This is a genomic window from Streptomyces sp. NPDC012888 (assembly GCF_042900645.1).
In the GTDB taxonomy this organism is placed as follows: Bacteria; Actinomycetota; Actinomycetes; order Streptomycetales; family Streptomycetaceae; genus Streptomyces.
Window position 1 is genome coordinate 15,974 of record NZ_JBIBBM010000015.1, and the last position, 24,532, is coordinate 40,505.

Consider the following 24,532-nt stretch of genomic DNA (forward strand, 5'->3'; position numbering starts at 1 on the left):
AACCCCGGACGTGATCCTCTAGCCTGGGCACGGGCCCGGGCCCCGGGCCCGGGCGAGAGGGGACGTGCGACCGATGTGGGTGGACATCTCGGCTGACGGCGTACCGGAGGCGGACCGGTTCGAGTGGTTCAACGCGGTGGTCGCCAGCGAACTGATGCCCACCGCCCTGAGCACCGACCGGACGGACACCTTCGACGCCCAGGTGTCCGCACTCGACCTGGGCGCGCTCCAGGTGTCGAAGTTCCTGTACTCCCCGCTGCGTTCGCGCCGCACACCGGCCCTGATCCGGCGCAGCGACCCGGAGCAGTACCAGCTCGCCCTGGTGACCTCGGGAAGCGAGTGGATCACCCAGCGGGACAACGGCACGGCGCTGTCCGCCGGAGACATGGTGTTCTGGAACAGCTCCTACCCCTGGGAGGCCGGGGTCCCGGACGCCGACGGCCACGTCGAGGCGGTCGTCCTGCAACTCCCGCGCTCCGCCCTGCCCTTCCGTCCCGAGCGGGTGGACCGCATCCTCGCCCGGCGCATCCCGGCCCGTACGGGGATGGCGGCGATCCTGGGCCGGTTCCTGACCTCCCTGCACGCCGAGGGCCCCGACTGCGCACCGCAGGACCTGGCCCGGCTGGCGGGCATCACCACCGACCTGGTCGCGGCCTGCCTGGCCGAACACCTCGACCTGCCCGCGGAGCTCCCGGCCGAGGCACACGGCCGGGCACTGCGCGCCCGCATCGACCGGTTCGTCGAACACAACCTCTGCGACCCGGAACTGACGCCGCGTGCGATCGCCGCCCAGCACGCCATCTCGCTGCGCACCCTCTACAGCCTGTACGAGGACGAGGACGGGTACGGGTACGGGCAGGCGGGCCGCGGCGGCATCGCCACGGTCATCCGCCGGCTCCGCCTCGCCCGCGCCCACGAGGACCTGGCGGACCCGGAGCTGAGCCGGCACACCATCCAGTCCATCGCCGCGCGCCGGGGCTTCACCAGCGCCACGGCGTTCTCCCGCGCCTTCCGGGAGGAGTACGGCGTCACCCCGACCCAGCACCGCGGCGAGTCCCTGGCCGACCCGGCTGCACGGAATGTCGCACCGTCGCGCACGCCTCGCACACCACACCCGCCCGCACCTGCATAGGCTCCCCGCTGGGCGAGGGCAAGAGCGGGCCCGACCGCCCCGGGGACGCGCGTCCCCGCACGCCCGCGGCCCGGGAGGAACTGGGGACCTCCCGGCCCGCGGCCCGCAACCCGCTCCAGCCGACGTTGGTTTCGGCGGAGGCGGAGCCGGTGTAGCGGGGTGGCACGTTCGGGAACCGTGAGGTGTTCATGACGCGTCCCCATTCGCGCGTCACCCCCCGCACACCTCACCCCCAGAGGAGAAGCGCATGGCCAACCCGTACCAGGTCACGCCGCCCCCGCCGCCGCGGCGGTCCGGCGGGAAGCTCGCCGGGCTGCTGGTGCTCGCCCTGGTCGCCGGTGGCGTCTACGGGGCGTCCCAGCTGCTGGGCGAGGGCGAGGGCGAGCCGTCGGCTTCCGCGTCCGTCGCCGCCCGGCCGTCCGCCAAGACCCCGGAGCCGGGTGATCCCGAGTCCTCCTCCGACACCTCCAGCTCCTGGAAGGTGGGCGACTGCGGCGGCCCCGACCCGAAGCGGCAGCCGGACGGGTACCGGCCGCTGAAGTGCTCCGACTCCGGCGCCACGTTCAAGGCGATCGACATCAAGGACGCGAGCATCCTGCCCGGTTCGATCCAGTGCCCGGCCGGCACCGACCTGATGATCCAGGTGAGCATCTCCTACGGCTCGAGCGGCAAGGGCAGCGGGATCCCCACGAACACCGTCTGCGGGCGGAACCTCTCGGGTGACCACCCGGGCGACGCAGGCGCCGGCGGCGGACAGCTGGTCAAGGGCGACTGCATCGACTCGCAGGCCCAGGAGGTCGCCTGCGCTTCCGGCGGCTCGGGCACGTACAAGGTGCTCGGCCTGGTCAAGGACAAGGGCGAATGCCCGGCGGGCACGACCGAGCCGATGCAGCTGACCATCGCGGTCGGCCGCCCGTACGACGTGATCTGCGCGAAGGGCTGACGGGACCGGGTGCTGCGGGTGGCGGCGTACGGTCGTGCACGCCCCGAGCGCGGCACGGCAGCCGCCACCCCACGACCCGCACTCGCCAAGGAGAACCCTTGCGGAACCTTGACGTCCCCTCGCGACGAATCGCTCACTCCAGGGTGATCAACGTGTGACGAACCGTCAACACCTCGTTAGAGGTACACGCGCGGTTCCCGGGAGTGCGCAAAATCTTCACCAGGTCCTGCGGAGGCCCTGCCGTCCGGTTTCGCGGCCCGGTCCACCTCGCACCAGACGCGCTTGCCGGCGCCCTCCCGCTGCCATCCCCAGCGGTCCGCCAGCCCCACCACCAGCTCCAGGCCCCGGCCCCCGGTGTCCTCGCCGTCCGCGTGGCGCGGGGACGGCGGGCGGTCGCTGCTGTCGGCGACCTCCACCCGCACGCCGGGGCCGCCGAGCAGCATCCGCAGGACCGCGGGACAGCCGGTGTGCACGACGGCGTTGGTGACCAGCTCGGAGATCAGCAGGATGAGCGTCTCCGCCAGCGGTTCGTCGTCCCCTATGCCGGAACCGGCCAGCCGGGAACGCGCCCATCTGCGCGCCCGGCCGACCTCCGCGGGATCCGGGCCGACTTCCAGCTGAACCTGAAGCACCTGCACCGCTCACACCATCCGAACCGGCGGACACTTCGCCTCGCGAAAGGACGACGGGATCACCGACCGTGACCCCCTTGCGGAGCAGCATGGTTGACGTACAGTCACCACAACAAGCGCTTCGGTCATATTCCAGCGCGAAGGAGTAGGCGTAGTGCATACTGCGCGGCGCTCACGCCGCTCAACCGCTCGCATTGACGGGAGCGTACCGGAGCCGACCCCCGACTCCGGCGCGTAACGAGACGGACGAAGGACACGAACCGATATCAACTCTGTGTAATCGGACATGCGTCCTTCGGTGTCGGGCCCGTTACCCCGCTCCCCCCTCCGGTTCCGCCGCCAGTTCCGCCGCCAGGGCCTCCTCCGCCTCCGCCGCCGTCAGCCACTGCTCCGCCCGCAGCCACGCCCGTTTCAGGTACAGGTGGACGTCCGCCTCCCAGGTGAACCCCATGCCGCCGTGCACCTGCAGGCAGTCCCGGGCTCCCCGCACCGCCGCGTCGTCCGCCAGCAGCTTGGCGCCCCGGATCTCGCCGGGGTCCCCGGTGACCGCCGCCGCGTAGACCGCGGCACGGGCCAGCTCCGCCCGCACCAGCATCCGCGCGCACAGGTGCTTGACCGCCTGGAACGCCCCGATCGGCTGCCCGAACTGCTCCCGGGTCCGGGCGTGCTCCACCGCCAGCTCCACCGTCCGCAGCGCCCCGCCCAGCTGGAGCGCCGCGGTCAGCAGAGCACCCTCCTCCCGGTACGCGCCGGACCCGCGGCCCCCGCCGGCACCGTCACCCCCGCCGGCACCGTCACCCCCGCCGGCCCCGGCCACGCGGTGCAGCGGGGTCAGCGGGTCCACCGAGGCCGTCGGTGTGCCGTCGACCGGGGCGCCGGCCCCGAGCACCGCGTCCGCCTCCGCCAGGTACGCCACGAGGCCGCCCGGCAGGTCGTACGCCGTGACCACCGCCCGCCCCTCGGCCGCGCCCGGCACCACCCCGGCGGCCAGATGGGTGGCCACCAGGGGCCCCGGCAGCAGCGCCCGGCCGGCCTCCTCGAAGACCAGCACCGCCTCCGGCATGCCCAGCCCGACCCCGCCCCGTTCCCCGGACAGCCGCAGCGAGAAGAACCCGGCGTCGCCGAGCTCCCGCCACAGCCGCCGGTCGACGGCCGCCGGCGCGTCCAGGGAGGCGCGCAGCGCCTCGCGCCCGTACCGGCCCGCGAGCAGTTCCCGTACGCCGTTGCGCAGGGCCTGCTGGTCCTCGGTCAGACGGAACTCCACCGTGCCCTCACCGGCCCTTCGGAAGGCCGAGGATCCGCTCGGCGACGATGTCGTGCTGGATCTGCGAGGTGCCGGCGGCGATGGTGTAGGAGAGGGAGGACATCCGGTCCAGGACCCAGTCCCGGTCCGCCTCCAGCGACCCGCTCCCGAGCAGCTCGGCGGCCGTGTCGTACAGCTCCTGCCGGGCGTGCGAGTAGCGGAGCTTGAAGACCGAGCCGCCCGCTCCGGGCACCCCGCCGGTCCTCTCGGCCTCGCTGACGTTCCACTGGGTGAGCCGCCACAGCGCGCCGAACTCCGCGTGGAGCCGGCCCAGCCTGCGCCGCAGCACGGCGTCGTCCCAGCGGCCGGTGCGGCGGGCCTCGCGGGCCAGCTCGCCCAGGGTGCGCCGGCAGGCGACGACCTCGCCGACGAAGGCGGTGCCGCGTTCGAAGGAGAGGGTCACCATGGTGACCCGCCAGCCGTCGTTCTCCTCCCCGACCCGGTTGGCGACCGGCACCCGCACCTCGTCGAGGAAGACCTCCGCGAACTCGGTGGAGCCGGCCAGGGTGCGCAGCGGCCGTACGGTGACGCCCGGCGCGTCCATCGGCATGGCCAGCCAGCTGATCCCGCGGTGCTTGGGGGCGTCGGGGTCGGTGCGGACCAGGAGTTCGCACCAGTCGGCCACCTCGGCGTGCGAGGTCCAGATCTTGGAGCCGCTGACGACGTAGTGGTCCCCGTCGCGGACGGCCCGGGTGCGCAGCGCGGCCAGGTCGGACCCGGCGCCGGGTTCGGAGAAGCCCTGGCACCAGATCTCGTCGCCGCGCAGGATGGGCGGGAGCCAGCGTTCGCGCTGGGCCGGGGTGCCCTCCGCGGCGACGGTCGGCCCGGCGTGCAGCAGGCCGACGAAGTTGGCGCCGACATAGGGGGCTCCGGCGCGTTCCGTCTCCTCCAGGAAGATCAGCCTCTGGGTCGGGGAGGCGTCCCAGTGCACGTCGGCGTAGCCGGCGTCGTGGAGCATGCGCTGCCAGCCGGCGTCGTAGGCGCGGCGGCCCGGCCAGTCGGCGGGCGAGGGCTTGTCCGGCAGCTGGGGGAGCACCTCGGCCAGCCACTTGCGCAGCCGGTCCCGGAACCCCTCCTCCTCGGGGGTGCAGGTCAGGTCCATGTCCGCGGCCCCGTCAGACCAGGTCCAGGCCCAGCATGCGGATGGCGTTGCCGCGCATCAGCTTGTGGACGGTCTCCTGGTCGAGGTCCTTGACGTGGTCGAGGGCGACCTCCTTGGTGTGCGGGAAGGTCGAGTCGACGTGCGGGTAGTCGGTCTCGAAGGTGGCGTTGTCGCGGCCGACGATGTCGATGGCCTCGATGCCGTGCTTGTCGCGGAAGAAGCAGCAGAAGATCTGCCGGTAGTAGTAGGTGGACGGGGGCTCGGGGATCAGGTCGCGGACCCCGCCCCAGGCGCGGTGCTCCTGCCACACGTCGTCGGCCCGCTCCAGGGCGTACGGGATCCAGCCCATCTGGCCCTCGCTGTAGGCGAGCTTCAGCCGGGGGAACTTCACCAGCACGCCGCTGAAGAGGAAGTCCATCATCGAGGCCATGGCGTTGTTGAAGCTGAGGGAGGCCTGGACGGCGGGCGGGGCGTCGGGGGAGGCGGCGGGCATCTGGGAGGAGGAGCCGATGTGCATGTTCACGACCGTGCCGGTCTCCTGGCAGACGGCGAAGAAGGGGTCCCAGTAGCCGGAGTGGATGGACGGCAGGCCCAGGTGGGTGGGGATCTCGGAGAAGGTGACGGCCCTGACGCCGCGGGCGGCGTTGCGGCGGACCTCGGCGACGGCGAGGTCGATGTCCCAGAGCGGGATGATGCACAGGGGGATCAGCCGGCCGCCGCTGTCGCCGCACCACTCCTCGACCATCCAGTCGTTGTACGCGCGCACGCAGGCCAGTGCGACCTCCTTGTCGTGGGCCTCCGCGAAGGTCTGGCCGCAGAAGCGGGGGAAGGTCGGGAAGCAGAGCGAGGCCTCGACGTGGTTGAGGTCCATGTCGGCCAGCCGGGCCTTGGGGTCCCAGCAGCCGCGCCGCATCTCCTCGCGGGTGATGCCTTCCAGGGTCATGTCGTCGCGGTCGAAGCCGACGGCGGCGATGTTGCGCTTGTACGGGAACTTGAGGTCCTCGTAGATCCACCAGTCGGTGGGCGGGCCGTCGGGGTCCATGGAGATGACGTACTTCCCGCCGGTGTAGACGAGCTCGCCGATGCCCGCGGTGACCGCCTGGGGTCCGCGGTCGCGGTACTTGGCGGGGAGCCACCGGTCGAACAGGTGGGCGGGCTCGATCACGTGGTCGTCGACGCTGATGATCCGAGGCAGTTCCATGGAGTCCCCTCACCGTTTCTGATGACCCGTCAGAAAGAAGCTAGCCCCGGGGACCCTGGACCGTAAAGCGGTGTCGTCCTACTCTCTCCGTCTGATCTGACACAACGTCAGGTCCTTGCCGGCAGCAACCGCACGAAAGGCCCGGGCATGACGGACACCGCAACGGAACTGGACCGGTCCGCCACCTTGTGGGAACTCGTCGCCCGCCGCGCCGCGCTCACCCCGGACACCCCGGCCCTGATCCAGGCGGAGAGCGGCCGCACCCTCACCTTCGGCGCGCTGCGCGACCGCGCCGAACGCGTGGCCGCCGGCCTGCACGCCATGGGCGTCCGACCCGGCACGGTGGTCGCCTGGCAGCTGCCCACCCGCATCGAGACGGTCCTGCTGTCCGTCGCCCTGGCCCGGACCGGAGCCGTCCAGTCCCCGGTCATCCCCTTCTACCGGGACCGCGAGGTCGGCTTCGCCCTCGACGCCGCCCAGGCCGACTTCTTCGCCGTACCGGGCGCCTGGCGCGGCTTCGACCACACCGCGATGGCCGCCCGCCTCGGCGCCCGCGGTGTCTTCGAGGCCTACGAGGAGCTGCCCGACGGCGACCCGGCCGCCCTGCCCGCACCCCCGGCCTCCGGCAGGGACGTCCGGTGGATCTACTGGACCTCCGGCACCACCTCCGAACCCAAGGGAGTGCTGCACACCGACCGCTCCCTCATCGCCGGCGGCTCCTGCCTGGCGCACGCGCTCCGGCTGACCTCCGCGGACGTCGGCTCGATCGCCTTCCCGTACGCTCACATAGGCGGCCCCGACTACCTGGTGATGCTGCTGCTCTACGGCTTCCCCGCCGTCCTGTTCGAGAAGTTCGCGATGCCCGACGCCCTGGAGGGCTACCGGCGGCACGGAGTCACCGTCGCGGGCGGCTCCACCGCCTTCTACTCCATGTTCCTGGCCGAACAGCGCAGGCTGCCGCCCGGCGAGAAGCTCGTCCCCACCCTGCGGCTGCTGGCCGGCGGCGGGGCGCCCAAGCCGCCCGAGCTCTACCACGCGGTGGTCCGCGAGCTCGGCTGCCGGCTCACCCACGGCTACGGCATGACCGAGGTACCCATGATCACCATGGGTTCGCCGGACGACACCCCGGAGAACCTGGCCACGACCGAGGGGCGGCCCCCGGCCGGCATGTCGGTCCGGATCACCGACCCCGACGGCAAACCCCTGCCCGCCGGCACCGAGGGCGAGGTCCGGCTGCGCGGCGAGGCCGTCTGCCGCGGCTACCTCGACCCGCTCCAGTCGGCCGAGGCCTTCGACGCCGACGGCTACCTGGTCACCGGCGACCTCGGCCGGCTGACCGCGGACGGCCACCTGGTCCTCACCGGCCGCACCAAGGACGTGATCATCCGCAAGGGCGAGAACGTCTCCGCCAAGGAGATCGAGGACCTCCTGCACACCCTGCCCGGCGTCGGCGACGTCGCCGTGATCGGCCTGCCCGACCCCGAACGCGGGGAACGCGTCTGCGCGGTGGTCGAGCAGCCGGCGGACGCCGAGCCGCTGACCCTGGCCGCCGTCACCGCCCACCTGCGCGCCGAGGGCCTCGCCACCCACAAGCTGCCGGAGCAGCTGGAGCTGGTCGAGGCCCTCCCCCGCAACGACACCCTGCGCAAGGTCCTGAAGTACAAGCTCAGGGAGCGCTACGCCTGACCCGCCGGCAGCCGGTCCACGTCCCGCATGAAGTCCAGCATCCGGCGGTTGACCTCGTCGGCGTGGTCGAACTGCGGGCCGTGCCCGGTCGCGTCGACGATCTCGGCCCGGGCGCCGGGAACCAGCCGCGGCACCCGCTCCAGCTGCCGCTTCGGGTCCAGCAGCAGGCTGCGCCTGCCCAGCACCACGTACAGCGGGGTCCGGACGGAGGCCAGCTCCTGCTCGGTCAGCGGCAGCGGCGCGGGGCGGCGGATCCGGTACGCCCGCACCCCGGCCAGCACCATCGCGCGCAGCTCGGGCACGACCAGCACCGGCTGCTGGAGCCACTCGGCGAGCCGCCGGCGCAGCGGCCGGGGCGCGAAGGTGGCGAACAGGCTGACGAACACCCAGGCGAAGAAGCGCAGGCCCACCTTCTCCAGCCCGCCGGGGTCGAGCGCGGTGACCGACGCGAGCCGTCCGGGCCGGCGGTGCGCCGCGTTCAGCACCAGCCAGCCGCCGTAGGACGCGCCGACGAGGTGGACCCGGTCCAGGCCGAGGCCGTCGAGCGCCTCGTCGAGCCACTGGGCGGCGCGCTCCGGCTGCCACATCGGTTCGCGGTGCACGCTGCGGTTGGCGTCGCCGGGCGTGTCCAGGGCGTACACGGGACGGTCGGCGGCGAGGGCCGGCGTGTTGGGGTACCAGGTGGCGGCGCAGGAGCCCGCGCCGTGGATCAGGACCACCGGGGTCCGGTCCCCGCCGGGGGAGCCGTCGGTGCCGTCACGGCCCTCGGGGCCGTACCGGTAGACGTGGGTGGTGCCGAAGGAGGTCTCCACGTCGGTCTCGGAGCGGATGGGGGCCCCCATGGCGTAGACGGCGTCGCACGCGGCGAAGTAGCGGTCGCGCAGGGTGTCGTTGACGTACCGGCCGACGTCCTTGCGGGCGCGTGGGGTGTTCTCGGGCACGGCGGGGCCACCTCCTGGGGTCCGTTTTTCGTGATACGACCGTACCATGATGTTGGTACGGCTGTACCATCAAGGTCGGCCGAGCAGGACGGAGAGGCGGACGGTGCCCAAGCGCGTGGACCACGAAAAACGGCGCAGCCAGATCGCCGAGGCCCTGATCCGGGTGGCCGCCGCGCGCGGCCTGCACGCGGTCGGCATGCGCGACGTCGCCGCGGAGGCCGGCGTCTCCCTCCGGCTGGTGCAGTACTACTTCGAGACCAAGGAGAAACTGCTGCTCCACGGCCTCCAGCACCTGGTCGACGGTTTCACCGCGCGGGTCACCGCCCGGATCGCCACCGCCGGCGCCGACCCCGGCCCGCGCACCGTCATCGAGGCCCTGCTGCTGGCCGCGCTGCCCGTGGACGAGGAGAGCCGCGCCTTCCACCTCCTCCACACCTCGTACACCCTCCTCGCGGTCACCGACCCGGCGCTCGCCGCACAACCGCCCTTCGGCAACGCACGGGCCGCCGAGGACGCCGTCACCGCGCTGCTCCGGAAGGCCGTCGAGACGGGACGGGCGGCCCCCGGAACCGACCCCGGCGCCGAGGCCGCCGCCCTGCTGGCCATGTCCGCCGGCCTCGGCACCAGCGTGCTCACCGGCTACCGCACCGCCCAGTCCGCGACCGCCGTACTGCGCCACCAGCTCGACCGCATCCTCCCGCCCGCCCCGTAGGCGGCCGTCCCCCGGCCCGGTCGCCGACCCCGGACGCCCTTCGTACGCTGGGAGGTCCGAGGTGATGCGCCATGCCAGGACTCCGCAGCCGTACCGCCCGTGCCGCCGCCGCCCTGCTGATCGCCCTGATCGGCACCGCCCAGGCACCCGCCACCGCGGCACCCCCACGAACCGGCCTCGACCCCGCCACCGTCGAACGCCTCGACCGGGCCGTCGAGGCGGCGATCGAGCGGACCGGGATCCCCGGCGCCAACGTCGGGCTGTGGATCGACGGCCGCGGATCGTACGTGCGCTCCTTCGGCAAGGCCGACACGGCCACCGGCACACCCATGAAGACCGACCTGTTCAGCCGGGTCGGCAGCGTCACCAAGACCTTCACCGTCACCGCGGTGCTCCGCCTCGTCGACGACGGGAAGGTACGGCTGGACGACCCCGTCGGGCGCTACCTGGACGGCGTCCCGGGGGGCGACCGGATCACCGTCCGCCAGCTCGCCGCCATGCGCAGCGGCCTCTACGACTACACCGAGGACAACGGCTTCCTGACCGCCATGCGGGACGACCCCGACCGGCCCTGGACCCCTCGCCAACTGCTCGACGTCGCCTTCAAGCACCCCGCGAACTTCGCCCCCGGCGCCAGGTGGCAGTACAGCAACACAAACACCGTGCTGCTCGGGCTACTCGTCGAGAAGGTCTCCGGACAGCCGCTCGGCGACTACCTGGAGGAGAACGTCTTCCGCCGGGTCGGCCTGGACGACACCTCGTTCCCGTCCGACGGCACGATCCCCACGCCCTACGCGCACGGGTACACGGACTTCACCCCCGACGGGAAGACCACGGACGCCTCGCGGTGGAACCCGTCCTGGGCCTGGGCCGCCGGCGCGGTCATCTCCGACCTGGAGGACCTGCACGCCTGGGTCCCCGTCCTCGTCTCCGGAGCCGAACCGGACGGCACCCGGCTGCTCGACCCCGCCACCCAGGCGCAACGGCTGAAGACCGAGAACGTCGGCTACCCGGGCATCGGTTACGGCCTGGGCATCGCGAACATCAACGGCTGGCTGGGCCACAACGGAGAACTGCCCGGCTACGAGACGGTGGCCGCGCGGCTCCCGTCGGCCGGCGCCACCCTGGTGATCCAGGTGAACTCCGACCAGGACGGCCCCGAAGGCAACTCCAGCACCGTCCTGGGACGGGCCGTCACCGAGATCGTGACCCCCGCCCACGTGTGGACCCTGCCGGCCCCCGCCCACCCGCCGCAGCCCAACCAGAGCCCGGCGGGGAAGCGCTAGCCTCCCCGCGGGCCCACGCTCCGGGCGTGACGCGTCACGCGTCCGGCGGCTCCACGCCGCAGTAGCCGGCGAAGGCCGCCAGGATCTGCTCCTCCGAGATCCGGCCGTCCTCGTCGGCGTCCAGGTACGCGGCGACCTTCCCGGCCACTTCCGCGTCCGAGCCCAGGACGCGCAGCACCCGCACGGCAGCCCCGGGCGTCACGCCGGCCCCGTCCTCGTCGGCGACCGCGATCACCGCGTGCAGGAACTGCCGGGCGATCTCCGCGAACCGCTGCGGGTTGTCGTGGAGGCGCTTGGCCGCGCCGGTCACGAACTCCTCACGGGTGACCCGCTGGTCGCCGTCGACGTCGGCGATACCGGCCATGCCCTGCCAGAAGGCCTCGGCCCCGATGAAGAGCGCCTGCCCCTTGTCGGAGCGTGCGGTGACACCGAATTCGGCCAGTACCGCCTTGGCGGCGGCACTGAAGTCCTCCCGGTCGATATAGCCGTTGCCGTCCTGGTCGAACGTGGCGAATCGGGCGGCGATCTTGCGCTCGTACTCTGCGCTGTCCATCAAGAAGATCCGCCTTCACATGTGCGGTGGGGTGCAGTTCAAGACAAGGCAGGAGCGTACGGCCTCCATGGCCTGCGCGTTAAGTCAAGCGGGCAACCAGGTGGCCGCATCGAACCCGCGCACGGGGAGCGCGACGGGGCGCGTCGCCGCGGACCACGCGTGTACCCCTAGCACGGAGCCCCCACTTCCAGGGGCGGCTTCCCGTAAAACGGGCACGGACCGGCCCGCGGACATTACATTCGGGAGGGTCGACAAGGGCTGAGAGGCTGACGAGGGCTGAAGCTGGGGGCTCCATGCCGAAGGAAACGCCACCGCGTTGGGACCGCAGGATGCAGCAACGACTCGCCCGCGGCGAGGCCGCCGCGCTCGGAGAGCTGTACGACCGCTTCGCCTCGCTCGTGCACGGCCTCGCCCACCGGGTGCTCGGCGACGAACAGGCCGCGGACCGGGTCACCCGCGAGGTGTTCGGCTACATCTGGGAGAACCCGGACGCGTACGACCCCAAACAGGGGTCCATGCGCTCCTGGGTGGCCCGGATCACCCAGGGCCAGGCGGTGGCGCGGCTGCGGCAGGCCGAGGGCGGCCGCGGCTCCCGCGAGGAGCTGGAGCAGAAGGTGCGCACCGCCAACGCCGCCGCCCGCGCCGACTACATCGTCACCTCGATGCCCGCACCGCTGCGCGCCGCACTGGAACTCGCGTACTTCAAGCGCCGCGACTACCGGCAGGCCGCGGCCGACCTCCAGATCAGCGAGGACGAGGCCCGGCGCCGGCTGCGGCTCGGCCTCCAGCTGCTGTCGACGGCCAACCTCCTCCCCCGGGAGGGCTCCGGCCGCCCCGGGTACGGACCGCCCGGATACGGAACCTCACGATGAACGGCCACGACGGGTTCGACGACGGACACCAGCTGCCCGGGCAGAACCGCATACCGGGTCCGCGCGGGGCCTGCGACGACCTCCCTCCGGAGGCCGCTCCCCGACCGGGCACGGCCGGCCCCGCCGTCACCGATCCCGTCGTGCCGTCACCGGGCGACACCACCCGGCCGTCCGGCGGCCCGCCCTCCCACGAGGTGCTGAAGTCCCTCCTGGGCGCGTGGGCGTTGGCGGCCTGCTCGGCCGCCGAGACCCAGGCGGTCGAGGAGCACCTCACCGAGTGCGCGCCGTGCGCCGAGGAGGCACTGCGGCTGCGGGACGCGGTGGGTCTGCTGCACCCGGACGAGAGCCTGGACCTCAACCCGCTGCTGCGTTCGCGGGTCCTGGAGGGCTGTCTCGGCAAGCGTCCGGCCCGGATCCCGGTGCCGGGCTGGGCCGGCCCGTACGACACGGAAGCCGCCCGGCTGGACGCGCTGCTGCGGGACTTCGGGGACTCGGAGTGGCACACCCCGGTACGGCTGAAGTGGTTCGAGGAGGAGCGGCCGCAGTCCCGGAAGACCACGGTGGCCGGGGTGATCGGACACCTGATGTCGGTGGACGGGCTGGTGGCGACGGCACTGGGCCTGGACGACCCACTGGGCCCCGACGCGGGCACCGACCCCTCGCGGCGCACCGAGCGGTTCTGGAACTCCACTCCCTACCCGACGACCCGGCAGGTCCGCGGACCGTGGCGGCAGCAGGGCCACACCCTGGTGCGCACGGTGTCCTTCGCGGGGCGGGGCGTCGCCGATCTCTCGGTGCCGTACGGGGAGACGGTGCTGCCGCTGTCGGACGCCTTCCTGGAGCGGGCGTTCGAGTGCTGGGTGCACGCCTGGGACATCGCCGACGCGGTGGACTACCCGTACGAGCCGCCGTCCGGCCCGCACCTGAACCGGATGATCGACCTTGCGGCCCGGCTGCTGCCGGGCGCGCTGGCCGAGCGGCGCCGGTCGGGTCTGGCGGCGCCACCGCGCAGCCTGGTTGCGGCGGGGTCACCGGGCCGGACCCTGCACCTGGAGATCGAGGGCGTGGGCGGCGGGTCCTGGGACATCGCGCTGGACTCGCCGGCCGCGGCGACCTCGGCCGACCACACGGTGGCCGAGATCGCCCTCGACGGGGTCGAGTTCTGCCAGCTCACCGCCGGGCGGGTGACTCCGGACGAGGCGGCGGCGGGACAGCACGGCGACCGCGAGGCGATCCGCGACGTGCTCTTCGCCGCCGCCAGCCTCAGCCGGCTCTAGGACGCGCCGGTGGCGCTACCGGCAGACCAGGGTGGGTCGTCTGGAGCCGAGTTCGGCGTTCCTGGCCATGTCGCGGAATTCGGCACCGGGTTCCGCGCCGAGCTCTTTGCGCAGGGTGTGCTGGTAGGCGCGGAAGACCTCCAGGGCCCGTCCGGGGGCGCCGTCCATGAGGAGGGCGCGGAAGAGGAGTTGCCGGGCGTTCTCGTTCAACGGCTGCCATTCGCTGAGGAATGCGGCGTGCAGGAGGGCCGGAGCCGCCTGATTGCGCCGCAGTAACATTTCGGTGGCCTTTTCCAGGGCCCGGGTCCGGCGGCGGTCGTAGTAGGAACGGTGTTCCTCGGTCCATTCCGCCGTCACGTCCGTCAGCAGCCTCCGGTGCAGAATTCGGATGTCGAACTCCCCCGGTGTCTCCCCGGCCAGGATCCGGTCGATCGCGGCCTGCGCACCCTGGTGGTCGCTGTCCAGCGTCCGGTCCAGGGCGATGGATTCGCCGTCCACGGTGAGCAGTCCGGGCGGCAGGACGTGCCCGCAGCGCCAGAGCAGCCGGCTGAGCCGGCGGCGCGCGGTCCGCGGTTCCTCCTCTGGCCACAGCGCCCGCAACACCGCCGGTCTGCGCACTTCCTGCCGGTGACTGAGGTGGACGAAGGCCAGGAGCTCGGCCGCCCGGGGCGCCATCCGCTCGCTCTGCCTGCCCGCGAAGTGAATGCCGTCCTCGCCGAGGATGTTGAGGCGGGGCCGGCCGGCCCCGACGGCTCCGGGCCGCGCTCCCCAATCCCCCGCGGGGCGTTCGGATTCACGTCTGATATCGGCCGCCCATCGGGCATCGGCCATCTGGCACCCCCGTGCTGAATAAACGGCCCGCGACGGAACGCGGACCATCACTCGATACCCGGAACGGCCGGTTGCGCGGTCTCGGCGTGGTCGGCGCCGAACCGCGTTCGCCGGCCGTTCACGGCATGAGTGTGTGCGTGAATACGTCTTCGTGGGCCCCTGCCGCTCGTCCGGTGTCACCGCGCGGAGAGTAGGGCACTCCTCATCCTAGACATGATCGAGAAAGTGACGCCAGGCCATCTCATATGCTGGGGAAGGTGAACAATTGACAAATTCCGTTCCAGCGGCCCGCGTTCAGAACATCAGTCGTATCCAGTTCCCCAGGCCGATCAGGAGCAACAGCACCACCCCGGTCGCGGAACCCCTCACCGTCCTGTCCCGGCGGGCCGCCCGCACCGATTCGGCGATGCCGTACAGCGCCGCGAGGCCGCCCAGCCCGCCGAGCACGGCCGCGGTGGCGTAGGCCCAGGTCGCGTCGGGCACCAGGTTCAGCAGCAGGACGGCGATCCCCAGGGGGACGATCGGCCAGGAGTTTCCGCTCACCGACTCCTTCCGGTCGCGGTCCCCCTCGCGCGCCCCGTCCTGGTCGCCTGCCGCCGTGCCGTGCCGGGTGCTGTTCATGTCCGCCTCGCTCTCGTCGTACTCGGATACGGTCCGCACGTCACACGTCCCGTCTGACCACGGCCCGCCCGGCCACCACCGACAGCGCACCGGTCCAGGCCGCGAACGCGGCCGTGCCGCCCAGCCTGGTCAGGGCGCCGGGGTCGGAGGACGCGACGGCCTTCTGCGCGGCCCGGAACGGCATCCAGTTCGCGGCCCCCCGGACGGCCTCAAGGGCGTCGACGGCGTGCAGGGCGACGTAGACCGCCGTCTCTCCGACGAACGGGACCACCAGCCACAGCGACAGGGCGATCCCCGTCGACCGGGTCAGCGAGCCCAGCGCCATGCCGGCCACCGTGCACAGTACGACGACGAGCACGTAGCACAGGAGCGCGAGCGCCGGGCCGCCCAGCGGGGGCAGCGCCGTGAACAGCCCGCCCAGGCTGACCGCGGCCGCGGTGAAGGCGGTCAGGACGAGGCCGAGGCCCGCGACGGCGGCCGCGGCGGCGCCCATCACCAGCGTCTTGCCGAGCAGCACGTCGCTCCGGCGGGGAACGGCCACGAAGGCGGGGCGGATGGTGCCGTAGCGGTGTTCGTGGGTGACGCTGACGATGCCGAGGATGCCCATGACCAGGCCGATGAGCGGCATGCCGGTCAGCTCGGCGGCCACGGTGAGGTTCTGCAGGGCCACCTCGGTTCCCACGGACGCGCCGTCGGGCAGGCTCCGCACGTCCATGCCGAGGGAGACGCCGAACAGGACGGCGAGCGCGGCGGTCCAGCCCACCGCCCACTTCGTGGAGCGCAGCGAGCGCAGCCGGATCCACTCGTACGCGGCGGCCCGGCGGACGTTGCCGCCGGGCGGCCGCCGCAGGGGTGCCCCCGTCGCCGGCACCGTGCCCGTGGTCGCGGTCGTGGTCGTGCTCGTGCTCGTGCTCGTGGTCATCGTGTGGCCCCCGTCGTCGCTGCGGTTGCCGCCGCGGCGCGGGGCCCGAACTCCACTGCCGCGCCGGTCAGCGAGAGGTACGCGTCTTCCAGCGAGCCGTGCCGGGTGGTCAGTTCCAGCACCATGGCCCCTTGTCTCCAGGCGGTCTCCGCGACGGCCTCCCGGCTGACGCCGGTGACCGTGAGGGCCTCGCCGTCCGCCTCGACCCGGGCGCCCGCCGCGCGGAGCGGCTCCAGCACCCGGTCCACGTGCGGGGTGCGCAGCAGGACCTGCCCGGCCGTGTGCCGGCGTACGAACTCCTCGACGCTGCCCTCGGCCATCAGCCGGCCCCGGCCGATGACCACCAGGTGGTCGGCGAGCAGCGCCATCTCGGTCAGCAGGTGGCTGGAGAGGAAGATGGTGCGGCCCTCCGCGGCCAGTGTCCGCAGGAAGGTGCGCAGCCAGGTGACGGTCTGCGGGTCGAGGCCGTTGGCGGGTTCGTCGAGGATGAGGACCCGGGGGTCGCCGATGAGCGCGCCGGCCAGGCCCAGCCGCTGGGCCATGCCCAGGGAGAACCCGCCGGGCTGCTTGCCGGCCACCGCTTCGAGGCCCACGGCCCTCAGGCACTCGTCGGCCCTGGCCGCCGGGACGCCCGCCAGCGCGGCCAGGGACGACAGGTGGTCGCGGGCGGTCCGCCTGGGGTGGAATCCGCGGCTGTCGAGGAGGGCGCCGACGACCCGGCTCGGGTCGGGGTGGGCGGACAGCGGGCGACCGTCGAAGTACGTCTCGCCCTCGCCGGAGGCCAGTTGCAGCATCAGCCGCATGGCCGTCGACTTACCGGCCCCGTTGGGGCCGACGAAACCGGTGACCGCACCGGACGGGGCGGTGAACGTCAGGTCCTCGACCGCCAGCTTGTCGCGGAATCTCTTGGTCAGGCCGCGTGCTTGGATCACGTACGGTCACTACCCATCACTTCGTCGGAATGCCCGGGTGCGGAACGCCCGGGGGCGGCAGCCGACCGGCCGGCGGGGCTGGGGAGCCCCCGTCGGCCGGTCTTCGCACCGGTGTCGCGGGACCGGATCAGAAGATGAAGTCCCGGACGATCGAGTAGACCTCGTAGACCGTGGCGGCCACGGAGATCGCCTTGCGGACGATCCACGGCACGACCCGCTCGTAGGTCTGCTTGAACTTGGTCCATCCGGCACGGGCCGCGTCGGTGATCTTCTTCCAGGCGGCGCCGCCGAGGCTGCGCAGCTTGCCGATGATCCAGGAGGCCTTGCCGAACTGCGCCTGCTCCGGGCTGACCGCGCCGGCACCGGCCGAGGCCGCGCCGGTGGCCGCGCCCGTGGCCGGGGCGGAGGCCGGGGAGAGGTCGACGCCGGCGGCGGAGGTGACCGCACGGTGCGAGTCGACGACCTGCACCTTGGCCGGGGCGGTGGCCGGGCCCGCCGCGCTGGCCATGGGCGCTCCGGCGCCGACGAGGGCACCGGCGAGTACGACGCTCGCGATGATCCGCTGGTTCTTCTTCACAGGAGGCTCCACAGGTCGTGAGTCCAGCCGCCCGGGCCGGTCGGCCGGCGGCGGGCACAGACTTGGGGACCCCCGTCCCCGACCCGTTCTCGAAGCGTCGTCGGTCGGTCTTCCGCATGTTCCGATCGTCGCGCCCCGCTGTCTCCTGCCTGTCTCCGGCGGGAACGCGAGAAGCCCCCGGCCGGGGCCGGGGGCTTCTCCGCCGCGTGCGCGCGGGGCGTACGCCGGGTGTTCGCGGGCGTCAGGCGAAGACGACCGTGCGGGAGCCGTTCAGCAGCACCCGGTGCTCGCTGTGCCACTTCACCGCCCGGGCCAGGGCCTGGCACTCGACGTCCCGGCCGATGGCGACCAGCTGGTCGGGGGTGACCTCGTGGCCGACCCGCTCCACCTCCTGCTCGATGATCGGGCCCTCGTCGAGGTCGGCCGTCACGTAGTGGGCGGTGGCACCGATCAGCTTCACACCGCGGGCGTGCGCCTGGTGGTAGGGCTTGGCGCCCTTGAAGCTCGGCAGGAAGGAGTGGTGGATGTTGATGATCCGGCCGCTCAGCTCCTTGCACAGGTTGTCCGACAGCACCTGCATGTAGCGGGCGAGGACGACCAGCTCCACGTTCTCGGCCTTCACCAGCTCCAGCAGGCGCGCCTCCGCCTCGAGCTTGGTGTCCCTCGTCACCGGGATGTGGTGGAAGGGGATGTCGTACGAGCCGACCAGCTCGGCGAAGTCGGTGTGGTTGGACACCACGGCCGCGATCTCGACCGGCAGCGCCCCGATCCGCGCGCGGAACAGCAGGTCGTTCAGGCAGTGGCCGAACTTCGACACCATGAGCACGATCCGCATCCGCTCGTCCGAGCGGTGGATCTGCCAGTCCATCCGGAAGGTGTCGCCGATCGCGGCGAAGCTGGCGCGCAGCTTCTCCACGGTGACCGGTTCCTCGGCCGAGAAGTGGACCCGCATGAAGAAGAGGCCGGTGTCGTGGTCGCCGAACTGCCGGCTGTCCTCGATGTTGCAGCCGGTCATGAACAGGTAGCTGGACACGGCGTGCACGATGCCCTGCTTGTCGGGGCACGACAGGGTCAGTACGTACTGCTGGGGCTGGGGCTTGGCCTCGGAGGCGGTGTGCGGGTCGCTCATGGCACCACAGCCTTTCACACCGCGCGGGTGAGGATCCTCAGCACTTCGAGGGAGCTGGGACGGGCGTCCGGATCGTCCCCGTCGGCGGTGGCCAGCCGTACGTGCGCCTCGCGGGCGGCGCGTACGGCCTCGGGCCAGGCGTGGTGGTCGAGGTAGGCGGAGACGGGGGCGTCGGGGCCGACCTGGTGCAGGATGCGCAGCACCCGCAGCACGGCCACGTCGACGAGGGCGGCCTCCTGGGAGTCGCGGAAGATCGTGCCGACGTACTTCTCGGCGGACCAGTTGTCGAGCCAGGTGTCCTCGACCAGCCGGTACACCGCGTCGGTCACGTCCCCGTAGCCCTCGGCGCCGGCCAGCCAGGTGTTCTCCTGGAACGCCGGATCGGAAAGCATGTGCAGCGCCGAGCGCACGTTGCTGCGCCAGCGCCACCAGGGCATGTCATTGAGCGGCATGCCGCCCATGGTGGAGGAGCGGCGGCCTCGACGGGAAGAGTTCTTCGGACCTTCGACGAATGTCACGCTTTCGATCGTACGTTCCCTTCCGTGGCGATCTTCACGGCCCCGTTCCGTCGCCGCCCCGGCCGTTCACCTCCACGACACCGAATGTTGTGTACACCTCACACTGCCGGTTTCCCGGCGCCCGGCATCGTGCAGGGACATGACCCGTTCGCGCCGCACCCCGACCAGCCGTGCCCTCCTCTCCGCGGCGGCAGCAGCCTCGCTCCTCGCGGGGTGTGGGGTACTCCCCGGTGACACAGGGGGCTCCGGGGAGACCCTCACCGTCATGACCTGGGCACCCGAGGACACCAAAGCCACCAACATGCCCGGAATGCCGGCCATGGCCCGGGCCTACGAGCGGTGGGCCAACAGCCGCGGCGGCATCAACGGCCGCAAGCTGCGCGTGCTCACCTGCAACGAGCACAACACCGCCGGTGGCGCCGCGGACTGCGCCCGCCGGGCCGTCGCCGAGAAGGCCGTCGCGGTCGTCGGCTCCTACAGCCAGCACGGACACGCCTTCATGGCCCCGCTGGAGAGCGCCCACATCCCCTACATAGGCGGCTACGGCATCGCCCAGGAGGAGTTCCAGAGCGTCCTGTCCTACCCGGTCAACGGCGGCCAGCCCGCCCTGCTCGCCGGCGCCGGGCACCAGCTCGCCCGCGCCTGCCGCCAGGTCACCCTGGTCCGCCCCGACACGCTGGTCGGCGACGCCATGCCGGTCCTGCTGAACGCCGGCCTGAAGGCGGGCCGGCACGGCGAGGCCGCGGACATCCGGGCCGACGAGAACACCACCGACTACACGTCCCCCGCCCGCGACGCCCTCGCCCACACCGAACAGGGCAAGGCGGGCAAGGGCGACGACAAGGACGACCGGAGCGCCAGCTGCGTGACGGCCGCCCTGGGCGGCGAGCGCACCGAGACCTTCTTCGACTCCTTCCGCCGCGCCGTCGAGACGCAGAAGAAGAAGCCCCCGCAGATCTCCTCCGTCCAGGGCAGCGTCAGCCAGGCCCTGATCGACCGCACCGGCGGCGCGGAAAGCCCCTTCGAGGGCGCCTACGTCACGGGCTGGTACCCGGTGTCCACCGACCCGCTGTGGCAGCCCATGCGCAAGGTCGTCGCCGAACACGCCTTCGGCGAGGACGCCCTCGACCCGGCGGACGTCGGCGCCCAGACCACCTGGATCGCGTACACCGTCTTCACCGAGGTCGTGAAGCGCCTCGGCGACGAACGGATCACCGGCTCCAGGCTGGCCCGCGCCCTGGACTCCTCCGACGGCGTGGCCACCGCCGGACTCACCCCCGAGCTGCGCTGGCGCTACGAGGACATGCGGGCGGTACGCGGCTACCCGCGGCTGGTGAACGGGCGGGTCACCTTCCAGGTGGTGACGGCGGGCCGGCTCGTGGCCCAGCCCGGCGAAGCCCCGATGGACATGACCCAGACCATGGAACAGGCCGCGGTGGCCGGCTGACCCGTCGCCACCGGGCCGGCACGGGCCGGCACGGGCCGGCACGCCCGCAGGGCGCGGGCCGACACGGAGCGGGCCGGCGCGGGCCGGGTCAGAGCTGGGACTTGTCCCGCTTGGTCAGCTGGTAGGTGCCGGCGATCCGGTTCCACAGCACGGCGGCCGTCTCCTTCGCCCGGGTGGCCTCACCGCTGGCGCGGTTGCCGGCCACCGCGTTGGCGGTGCCGCGCGCCCTGCCGTCCTTGCAGCCCTTCTTCCTGTCGTCGTCCTTGTCCTCGCCCTTGCCCCCGACGTCCTCCGCCCACGCCGCGTACGACCGGTCGGCGGCCGCCGAGGACTGCCAGGCCTTGGTCAGCGACGCGGAGAGCCGCGCGTTGTCCGGCAGCTTGTCGATCCGGGTGTCCCGGAGCCGGGTGACCATCTCGTCCCGCTGCCGGGCCGCGTCCCGAAGGTCCTCGGCTGCCTGGTCCAGGTTCTTGCAGACCCTGATGTCCTCCACCGCCCGGATGACGGTGGCCCGGCTGTCCTTGCTGTCCGCCAGCAACTTGTCCAGCTGGACGGCCTGGGCGCGCGCCGGGTCCACCGGAGCCTCGGCCGCCACCGCGGCGGAGCCGGTGGGCGAGGGCACCGACGACACCGCGGCCGGGTCGTTGTTCTGCGCCTTGCCCGGCTCGCTGAGCAGCGCGCCGACCCCGAGCCCGGCCACGGCGAGCCCGATCACGCAGGCCGCGATGATCCCGGCGGACACCCGGCGCGGCGGCTCGGGCTCCTCGTACGGCGGCGGGTGCGGCGCGTACTGCCCCGGCGGCGGGGGCGGTCGGTGGCCGCGCGGCCCCGGCGGCGGCTGCCGCAGCACCGGCTCCTGGACCACCGGAAGCTCCTGGGTGTGCCCGCGCTCGTCCCCCGGCGCGGCGGGGACCGGCGGGATGTACTGCGTGGCCGCCTCGTGCGGAGCCGCGGGGACCGGCGGGATGTACTGCGTCGCCGCCTCGTGCGGAGCCGCGGGGACCGGCGGGATGTACTGCGTCGCCGCCTCGTGCGGAGCCGCGGGAACGGGCAGGATGTACTGCGTCGCCGCCTCATGCGGAGCCGCGGGAACGGGCGGGATGTACTGCGTCGCCGCCTCGTGCGGAGCCGCGGGAACGGGCGGGATGTACTGCGTCGCCGCCTCGTGCGGAGCCGCGGGGACCGGCGGGATGTACTGCGTCGCCGCCTCATGCGGAGCGGGGTACGCCGGCGGTGCCGCCGGGGGCTGTTGGCCCCAGGCCGGCTGCGCGCCCGCGTCCTCGTAGCCGGGCGCCACGACGTGCGGGGGCTGCGGTACGGCGCCGGGCGGCGGACCCCACGGACCGCCCTCGTGCGGGTAGCCGTAGCCGCCCTGTCCGCTCTGCGCCACCGGGATCCTCCTCCGACCGTTCGAACCTGCGAACCGTCGGGTCACGCTACCCGGTCGGCCCCGCGGGCGGACCCCGCGGGGCCGGGCCGTCCCCTGCGGGAACGGCCCGCCGCCCTACGCCGCCTGGAGCTCCAGCCGCGCCGTGAACTCCCGCACCGCGGCCTCGTCCCGGTACGGGTCCAGACGGGCCCGGAAGTCCTCCAGGTACTCGGCGCCCCGGTTCGAACGGAGCGTGGCCAGCAGCTCCACCGCCCGGGCCGCGGTCTGGCAGGACTGCTCCACCTCGCGCCGCTCCACCTGCGAGGTGGCCAGCAGCAGCAGCCCGATCGCTCGTCTGCGGGCCTTCGTCCCGGGCAGCGCCCGCAACGCCTCCTCCGCCCGCCGCCCGGCGGCCTCCGCCTGCCCCAGGTCCCGGTGGCAGTGCGCCAACTCGTCGGCCAGGTAGGCCTCGTCGAAGTGGCGGATCCACACCGGGTCGTCGCCGGCCTCCGGCTCCGCCCGCTCCAGCGCGCTCACCGCCCGCGAGGCCAGCACCTGGGTGGCCCGCGCGTCACCCAGCAGGGCGTGCCCGCGGGCCTCCGCCGCGTAGAACATGGCCTCCGCCCGCGGGGTGACCTGCCCCCGGGCTCCCTCCTGTGCGGCCCGCGCGAGCTGTGCGATCTCCCGCGGGTTGCCCAGCTCCGCCGCCAGGTGGCTCATCGACGCGGCCAGCACGTAACCGCCGTACGCCCGGTCGCCGGCGGCCTGGGCCAGCCGCAGCGCCTGGATGTAGTAGCGCTGGGCCAGGCCCGGCTGCCCGGTGTCCACCGCCATGTAGCCGGCCAGCTCCGTCAGCCGGGCCACCGCCGCGAACAGCGCCCGGCCGACCGGCTCCCGGTACGAGCCGCCGATCAGCCCCGACACCACGCTGTTGAGGTAGTGCACGACCACCGGCCGGACGTGACCGCTGCCGAAGCGGTGGTCGAGGTCGACCAGCGCGTCGGTGGTGGCCCGCACCGCCTCCACGTCCGACATCCCGACCCGCGAACCGCCCGTACGCGCCACCGCCACGTCCGCGCCCGTGATCAGCCAGTCGCGGCTGGGCTCGACCAGCGCCGAGGCGGCGACCGTCGAACCGGACAGGAAGTCGCGGCGGCCCACGTCGCTGCGCCACAGCTCGCAGACCTGCTCGATGGCCCCGACCACCGTCGGGGAGAACTGCAGACCCACCCCCGAGGCGAGGTTCTTGCCGTTGGCCATGCCGATCTCGTCGATGGTCACGGTCCGGCCGAGTTTGCGCCCCAGAGCCTCGGCGATGATGCCCGGCGCCCTGCCCCGCGGCTGCTGGCCGCGCAGCCAGCGTGCCACGGACGTCTTGTCGTAGCGGAGGTCGAGGCCGTGTTCCGCACCGCACATGTTGACGCGCCGGGCGAGCCCGGCGTTCGAGCACCCGGCTTCCTGGATGAGCGCCTGCAACCGTTCGTTCGGCTGACGGGCGACGAGAGGCCTGGCTGCCATGAAAACCCCCTGTGGCCGCGGGTGATCGTTCGATTGATCACTTCCCGGCGGATCTGCGGAGAATCCCGCGGAAACCCCCGCTCTGCGGTATGTCGCTACCCAGCACCGGCTTCCCGGCCTCCCGCGCGCCCCCGGCCGTGCATCGATGCGCCCCGCATGCAGGATCGATGCTCCGCCGCCCGGCCGGTTTAGGCCCGTAACTCCAGGTGACGGCGGCAGTTGTGCTGGGCGTGGAAGAGACCATGGGAGTCACGGAGAACGACACCGCAGCCATCCCCAAGCAGCGAGGCGAGCAGCTGCTGGACCATGCCGTGCGGTACGCGGAAGAGCGGCACTGGGACGTGTTCCCCGGCACCTGGCTGGAACCGGGCGACGGCAGGGAGCTGTGCTCCTGCGGCGCCGAGGACTGCGTGGTCCCGGGCGCGCACCCGGCCGTGAAGGACTGGGCGGCCCAGGCCACCGGAAGCGCGGTGCACGCGCGGCGGGTGTGGACGAAGCAGCCGAAGGCCTCCATCCTGCTGCCGACCGGCCGCACCTTCGACGCCATCGACGTACCGGAGTCCGCGGGCTGCCTGGCCCTGGCCCGGCTGGAGCGGATGAAGATCACCATGGGGCCGGTGACGGTGACCCCGCACCGCCGGATGCTGTTCTTCGTCCTGCCCGGAGCCGTGACCAAGGTCCCCGACCTGGTCCGCAAGATGGGCTGGTCACCGACCTCCGTGGACCTGGTCGCCCGCGGCGAGGGCGACTACGTGGCGGCCCCGCCCACCCGGTACGGCGGCCGGGGAGCGGTGCAGTGGGCGCGACGGCCCACCCCCGCCAACCGGTGGCTGCCCGACATCGAGGAACTGATCAGCCCGCTGGCGTACGCGTGCGGCCGCGAGGCGTCCGCGTCCCGGGCCCGCCGCAACGCCTGACCGCACTCCGCGCCCCCGCCCAACACCCGTGCCACCTCATGACATACGTCATGGGATGGCCGGATTCCGCGCCCGTATGGTGAGACGAGACCAACGGGGAGCACAGGGAAG

The 24,532-nt window shown here is 72.9% G+C and carries 24 protein-coding genes; 9 read left to right on the forward strand and 15 right to left on the reverse strand.

Annotated features, from left to right (window positions below):
- Positions 1-73: 73 nt before the first annotated feature.
- The gene (locus tag ACFY61_RS24225) at positions 74-1,132 is read left to right on the forward strand and encodes a helix-turn-helix domain-containing protein (protein ID WP_389475314.1); all 1,059 of its coding nucleotides are present in this window, start codon (positions 74-76) and stop codon (positions 1,130-1,132) included.
- A 247-nt stretch (positions 1,133-1,379) separates the two neighbouring features.
- Positions 1,380-2,075 (forward strand): hypothetical protein, encoded by a 696-nt coding sequence (locus ACFY61_RS24230; protein WP_389474981.1) that lies wholly within the window; start codon positions 1,380-1,382, stop codon positions 2,073-2,075.
- A 176-nt stretch (positions 2,076-2,251) separates the two neighbouring features.
- On the opposite strand, the gene ACFY61_RS24235 is transcribed toward ACFY61_RS24230, so the two are convergent.
- From ACFY61_RS24235 to ACFY61_RS24250, 4 genes are all read right to left on the reverse strand, one after another.
- Positions 2,252-2,713, reverse strand: coding sequence for an ATP-binding protein (locus ACFY61_RS24235; protein ID WP_389474983.1), 462 nt, complete (start codon positions 2,711-2,713; stop codon positions 2,252-2,254).
- Between the two features lie 304 nt (positions 2,714-3,017).
- Positions 3,018-3,971 (reverse strand): acyl-CoA dehydrogenase family protein, encoded by a 954-nt coding sequence (locus tag ACFY61_RS24240; protein ID WP_389474985.1) that lies wholly within the window; start codon positions 3,969-3,971, stop codon positions 3,018-3,020.
- A gap of 7 nt (positions 3,972-3,978) precedes the next feature.
- A complete protein-coding gene (locus tag ACFY61_RS24245) occupies positions 3,979-5,112 on the reverse strand; it encodes an acyl-CoA dehydrogenase (RefSeq protein WP_389474987.1) in 1,134 nt (377 codons plus the stop codon).
- Positions 5,113-5,125: 13 nt separating this feature from the next.
- Complete coding sequence (locus tag ACFY61_RS24250; RefSeq protein WP_389474989.1) at positions 5,126-6,313, reverse strand: amidohydrolase family protein; 1,188 nt, start codon at positions 6,311-6,313, stop codon at positions 5,126-5,128.
- Positions 6,314-6,460: 147 nt separating this feature from the next.
- Between ACFY61_RS24250 and ACFY61_RS24255 the strand changes: the two genes are divergently transcribed.
- Positions 6,461-7,999: a class I adenylate-forming enzyme family protein gene (locus tag ACFY61_RS24255; protein WP_389474991.1), complete on the forward strand. Its 1,539-nt coding sequence runs from the start codon at positions 6,461-6,463 to the stop codon at positions 7,997-7,999.
- On the opposite strand, the gene ACFY61_RS24260 is transcribed toward ACFY61_RS24255, so the two are convergent.
- Complete coding sequence (locus ACFY61_RS24260) at positions 7,990-8,940, reverse strand: alpha/beta fold hydrolase (protein WP_389474993.1); 951 nt, start codon at positions 8,938-8,940, stop codon at positions 7,990-7,992. The two genes, ACFY61_RS24255 and ACFY61_RS24260, sit on opposite strands and share 10 nt — an antisense overlap.
- Positions 8,941-9,043: 103 nt before the next feature.
- On the opposite strand from ACFY61_RS24260, the gene ACFY61_RS24265 reads away from it, so the two are divergent.
- Positions 9,044-9,652 carry a TetR/AcrR family transcriptional regulator gene (locus ACFY61_RS24265; RefSeq protein ID WP_389474994.1) on the forward strand — a complete coding sequence of 203 codons (609 nt, stop codon included), beginning with the start codon at positions 9,044-9,046 and terminating at the stop codon, positions 9,650-9,652.
- 71 nt (positions 9,653-9,723) lie between these two features.
- Positions 9,724-10,938 carry a serine hydrolase domain-containing protein gene (locus ACFY61_RS24270; protein WP_389474996.1) on the forward strand — a complete coding sequence of 405 codons (1,215 nt, stop codon included), beginning with the start codon at positions 9,724-9,726 and terminating at the stop codon, positions 10,936-10,938.
- Between the two features lie 34 nt (positions 10,939-10,972).
- Here the strand turns inward: ACFY61_RS24270 and ACFY61_RS24275 are convergent, their stop codons facing one another.
- A complete protein-coding gene (locus ACFY61_RS24275) occupies positions 10,973-11,491 on the reverse strand; it encodes an EF-hand domain-containing protein (RefSeq protein ID WP_389474997.1) in 519 nt (172 codons plus the stop codon).
- A 293-nt stretch (positions 11,492-11,784) separates the two neighbouring features.
- On the opposite strand from ACFY61_RS24275, the gene ACFY61_RS24280 reads away from it, so the two are divergent.
- Both ACFY61_RS24280 and ACFY61_RS24285 read left to right on the forward strand, forming a co-directional pair.
- Complete coding sequence (locus ACFY61_RS24280) at positions 11,785-12,363, forward strand: sigma-70 family RNA polymerase sigma factor (protein ID WP_389474999.1); 579 nt, start codon at positions 11,785-11,787, stop codon at positions 12,361-12,363.
- Complete coding sequence (locus tag ACFY61_RS24285; protein ID WP_389475001.1) at positions 12,360-13,640, forward strand: maleylpyruvate isomerase N-terminal domain-containing protein; 1,281 nt, start codon at positions 12,360-12,362, stop codon at positions 13,638-13,640. The genes ACFY61_RS24280 and ACFY61_RS24285 overlap by 4 nt, the downstream gene beginning before the upstream one ends.
- 15 nt (positions 13,641-13,655) lie before the next feature.
- On the opposite strand, the gene ACFY61_RS24290 is transcribed toward ACFY61_RS24285, so the two are convergent.
- From ACFY61_RS24290 to ACFY61_RS24320, 7 genes are all read right to left on the reverse strand, one after another.
- A complete protein-coding gene (locus tag ACFY61_RS24290; RefSeq protein WP_389475003.1) occupies positions 13,656-14,471 on the reverse strand; it encodes a BTAD domain-containing putative transcriptional regulator in 816 nt (271 codons plus the stop codon).
- Between the two features lie 294 nt (positions 14,472-14,765).
- Positions 14,766-15,131, reverse strand: a complete 366-nt coding sequence (locus ACFY61_RS24295; protein WP_389475005.1) for a hypothetical protein — start codon at positions 15,129-15,131, stop codon at positions 14,766-14,768.
- Position 15,132: 1 nt separating this feature from the next.
- Positions 15,133-16,014: an ABC transporter permease subunit gene (locus ACFY61_RS24300; RefSeq protein ID WP_389475006.1), complete on the reverse strand. Its 882-nt coding sequence runs from the start codon at positions 16,012-16,014 to the stop codon at positions 15,133-15,135.
- Entirely contained in the window at positions 16,011-16,946 is a 936-nt protein-coding gene (locus ACFY61_RS24305; RefSeq protein WP_389475008.1) for an ABC transporter ATP-binding protein, read from the reverse strand. The genes ACFY61_RS24300 and ACFY61_RS24305 overlap by 4 nt, the downstream gene beginning before the upstream one ends.
- 127 nt (positions 16,947-17,073) lie before the next feature.
- Positions 17,074-17,523, reverse strand: coding sequence for a hypothetical protein (locus ACFY61_RS24310; RefSeq protein WP_389475010.1), 450 nt, complete (start codon positions 17,521-17,523; stop codon positions 17,074-17,076).
- Positions 17,524-17,764: 241 nt separating this feature from the next.
- Positions 17,765-18,652, reverse strand: coding sequence for a formyltetrahydrofolate deformylase (gene purU, locus ACFY61_RS24315; protein WP_389475012.1), 888 nt, complete (start codon positions 18,650-18,652; stop codon positions 17,765-17,767).
- Positions 18,653-18,666: 14 nt separating this feature from the next.
- Positions 18,667-19,113 (reverse strand): hypothetical protein, encoded by a 447-nt coding sequence (locus ACFY61_RS24320; protein WP_389475316.1) that lies wholly within the window; start codon positions 19,111-19,113, stop codon positions 18,667-18,669.
- Between the two features lie 196 nt (positions 19,114-19,309).
- Here ACFY61_RS24320 and ACFY61_RS24325 point away from each other — a divergent pair, with 196 nt between their 5' ends.
- Positions 19,310-20,617, forward strand: a complete 1,308-nt coding sequence (locus ACFY61_RS24325; RefSeq protein WP_389475014.1) for an ABC transporter substrate-binding protein — start codon at positions 19,310-19,312, stop codon at positions 20,615-20,617.
- Positions 20,618-20,705: 88 nt separating this feature from the next.
- Here the strand turns inward: ACFY61_RS24325 and ACFY61_RS24330 are convergent, their stop codons facing one another.
- Positions 20,706-22,007, reverse strand: a complete 1,302-nt coding sequence (locus tag ACFY61_RS24330) for a hypothetical protein (RefSeq protein WP_389475016.1) — start codon at positions 22,005-22,007, stop codon at positions 20,706-20,708.
- A gap of 114 nt (positions 22,008-22,121) precedes the next feature.
- Positions 22,122-23,504, reverse strand: coding sequence for a transcriptional regulator (locus ACFY61_RS24335; RefSeq protein WP_389475018.1), 1,383 nt, complete (start codon positions 23,502-23,504; stop codon positions 22,122-22,124).
- Positions 23,505-23,746: 242 nt separating this feature from the next.
- Between ACFY61_RS24335 and ACFY61_RS24340 the strand changes: the two genes are divergently transcribed.
- Positions 23,747-24,421: a bifunctional DNA primase/polymerase gene (locus tag ACFY61_RS24340; RefSeq protein WP_389475019.1), complete on the forward strand. Its 675-nt coding sequence runs from the start codon at positions 23,747-23,749 to the stop codon at positions 24,419-24,421.
- Positions 24,422-24,532 lie beyond the last annotated feature (111 nt).

Coding starts and splice junctions, on each gene's coding strand:
- ACFY61_RS24285 (WP_389475001.1), top strand. CDS start 12,360: ATGAACGGCCACGACGGGTTCGACGACGGACACCAGCTGCCCGGGCAG.
- ACFY61_RS24255 (WP_389474991.1), top strand. CDS start 6,461: ATGACGGACACCGCAACGGAACTGGACCGGTCCGCCACCTTGTGGGAA.
- ACFY61_RS24270 (WP_389474996.1), top strand. CDS start 9,724: ATGCCAGGACTCCGCAGCCGTACCGCCCGTGCCGCCGCCGCCCTGCTG.
- ACFY61_RS24275 (WP_389474997.1), bottom strand. CDS start 11,491: ATGGACAGCGCAGAGTACGAGCGCAAGATCGCCGCCCGATTCGCCACG.
- ACFY61_RS24245 (WP_389474987.1), bottom strand. CDS start 5,112: ATGGACCTGACCTGCACCCCCGAGGAGGAGGGGTTCCGGGACCGGCTG.
- ACFY61_RS24340 (WP_389475019.1), top strand. CDS start 23,747: ATGGGAGTCACGGAGAACGACACCGCAGCCATCCCCAAGCAGCGAGGC.
- ACFY61_RS24230 (WP_389474981.1), top strand. CDS start 1,380: ATGGCCAACCCGTACCAGGTCACGCCGCCCCCGCCGCCGCGGCGGTCC.
- ACFY61_RS24325 (WP_389475014.1), top strand. CDS start 19,310: ATGACCCGTTCGCGCCGCACCCCGACCAGCCGTGCCCTCCTCTCCGCG.
- ACFY61_RS24320 (WP_389475316.1), bottom strand. CDS start 19,113: ATGGGCGGCATGCCGCTCAATGACATGCCCTGGTGGCGCTGGCGCAGC.
- ACFY61_RS24250 (WP_389474989.1), bottom strand. CDS start 6,313: ATGGAACTGCCTCGGATCATCAGCGTCGACGACCACGTGATCGAGCCC.
- ACFY61_RS24300 (WP_389475006.1), bottom strand. CDS start 16,014: ATGACCACGAGCACGAGCACGAGCACGACCACGACCGCGACCACGGGC.
- ACFY61_RS24280 (WP_389474999.1), top strand. CDS start 11,785: ATGCCGAAGGAAACGCCACCGCGTTGGGACCGCAGGATGCAGCAACGA.
- ACFY61_RS24335 (WP_389475018.1), bottom strand. CDS start 23,504: ATGGCAGCCAGGCCTCTCGTCGCCCGTCAGCCGAACGAACGGTTGCAG.
- ACFY61_RS24225 (WP_389475314.1), top strand. CDS start 74: ATGTGGGTGGACATCTCGGCTGACGGCGTACCGGAGGCGGACCGGTTC.
- ACFY61_RS24290 (WP_389475003.1), bottom strand. CDS start 14,471: ATGGCCGATGCCCGATGGGCGGCCGATATCAGACGTGAATCCGAACGC.
- purU (WP_389475012.1), bottom strand. CDS start 18,652: ATGAGCGACCCGCACACCGCCTCCGAGGCCAAGCCCCAGCCCCAGCAG.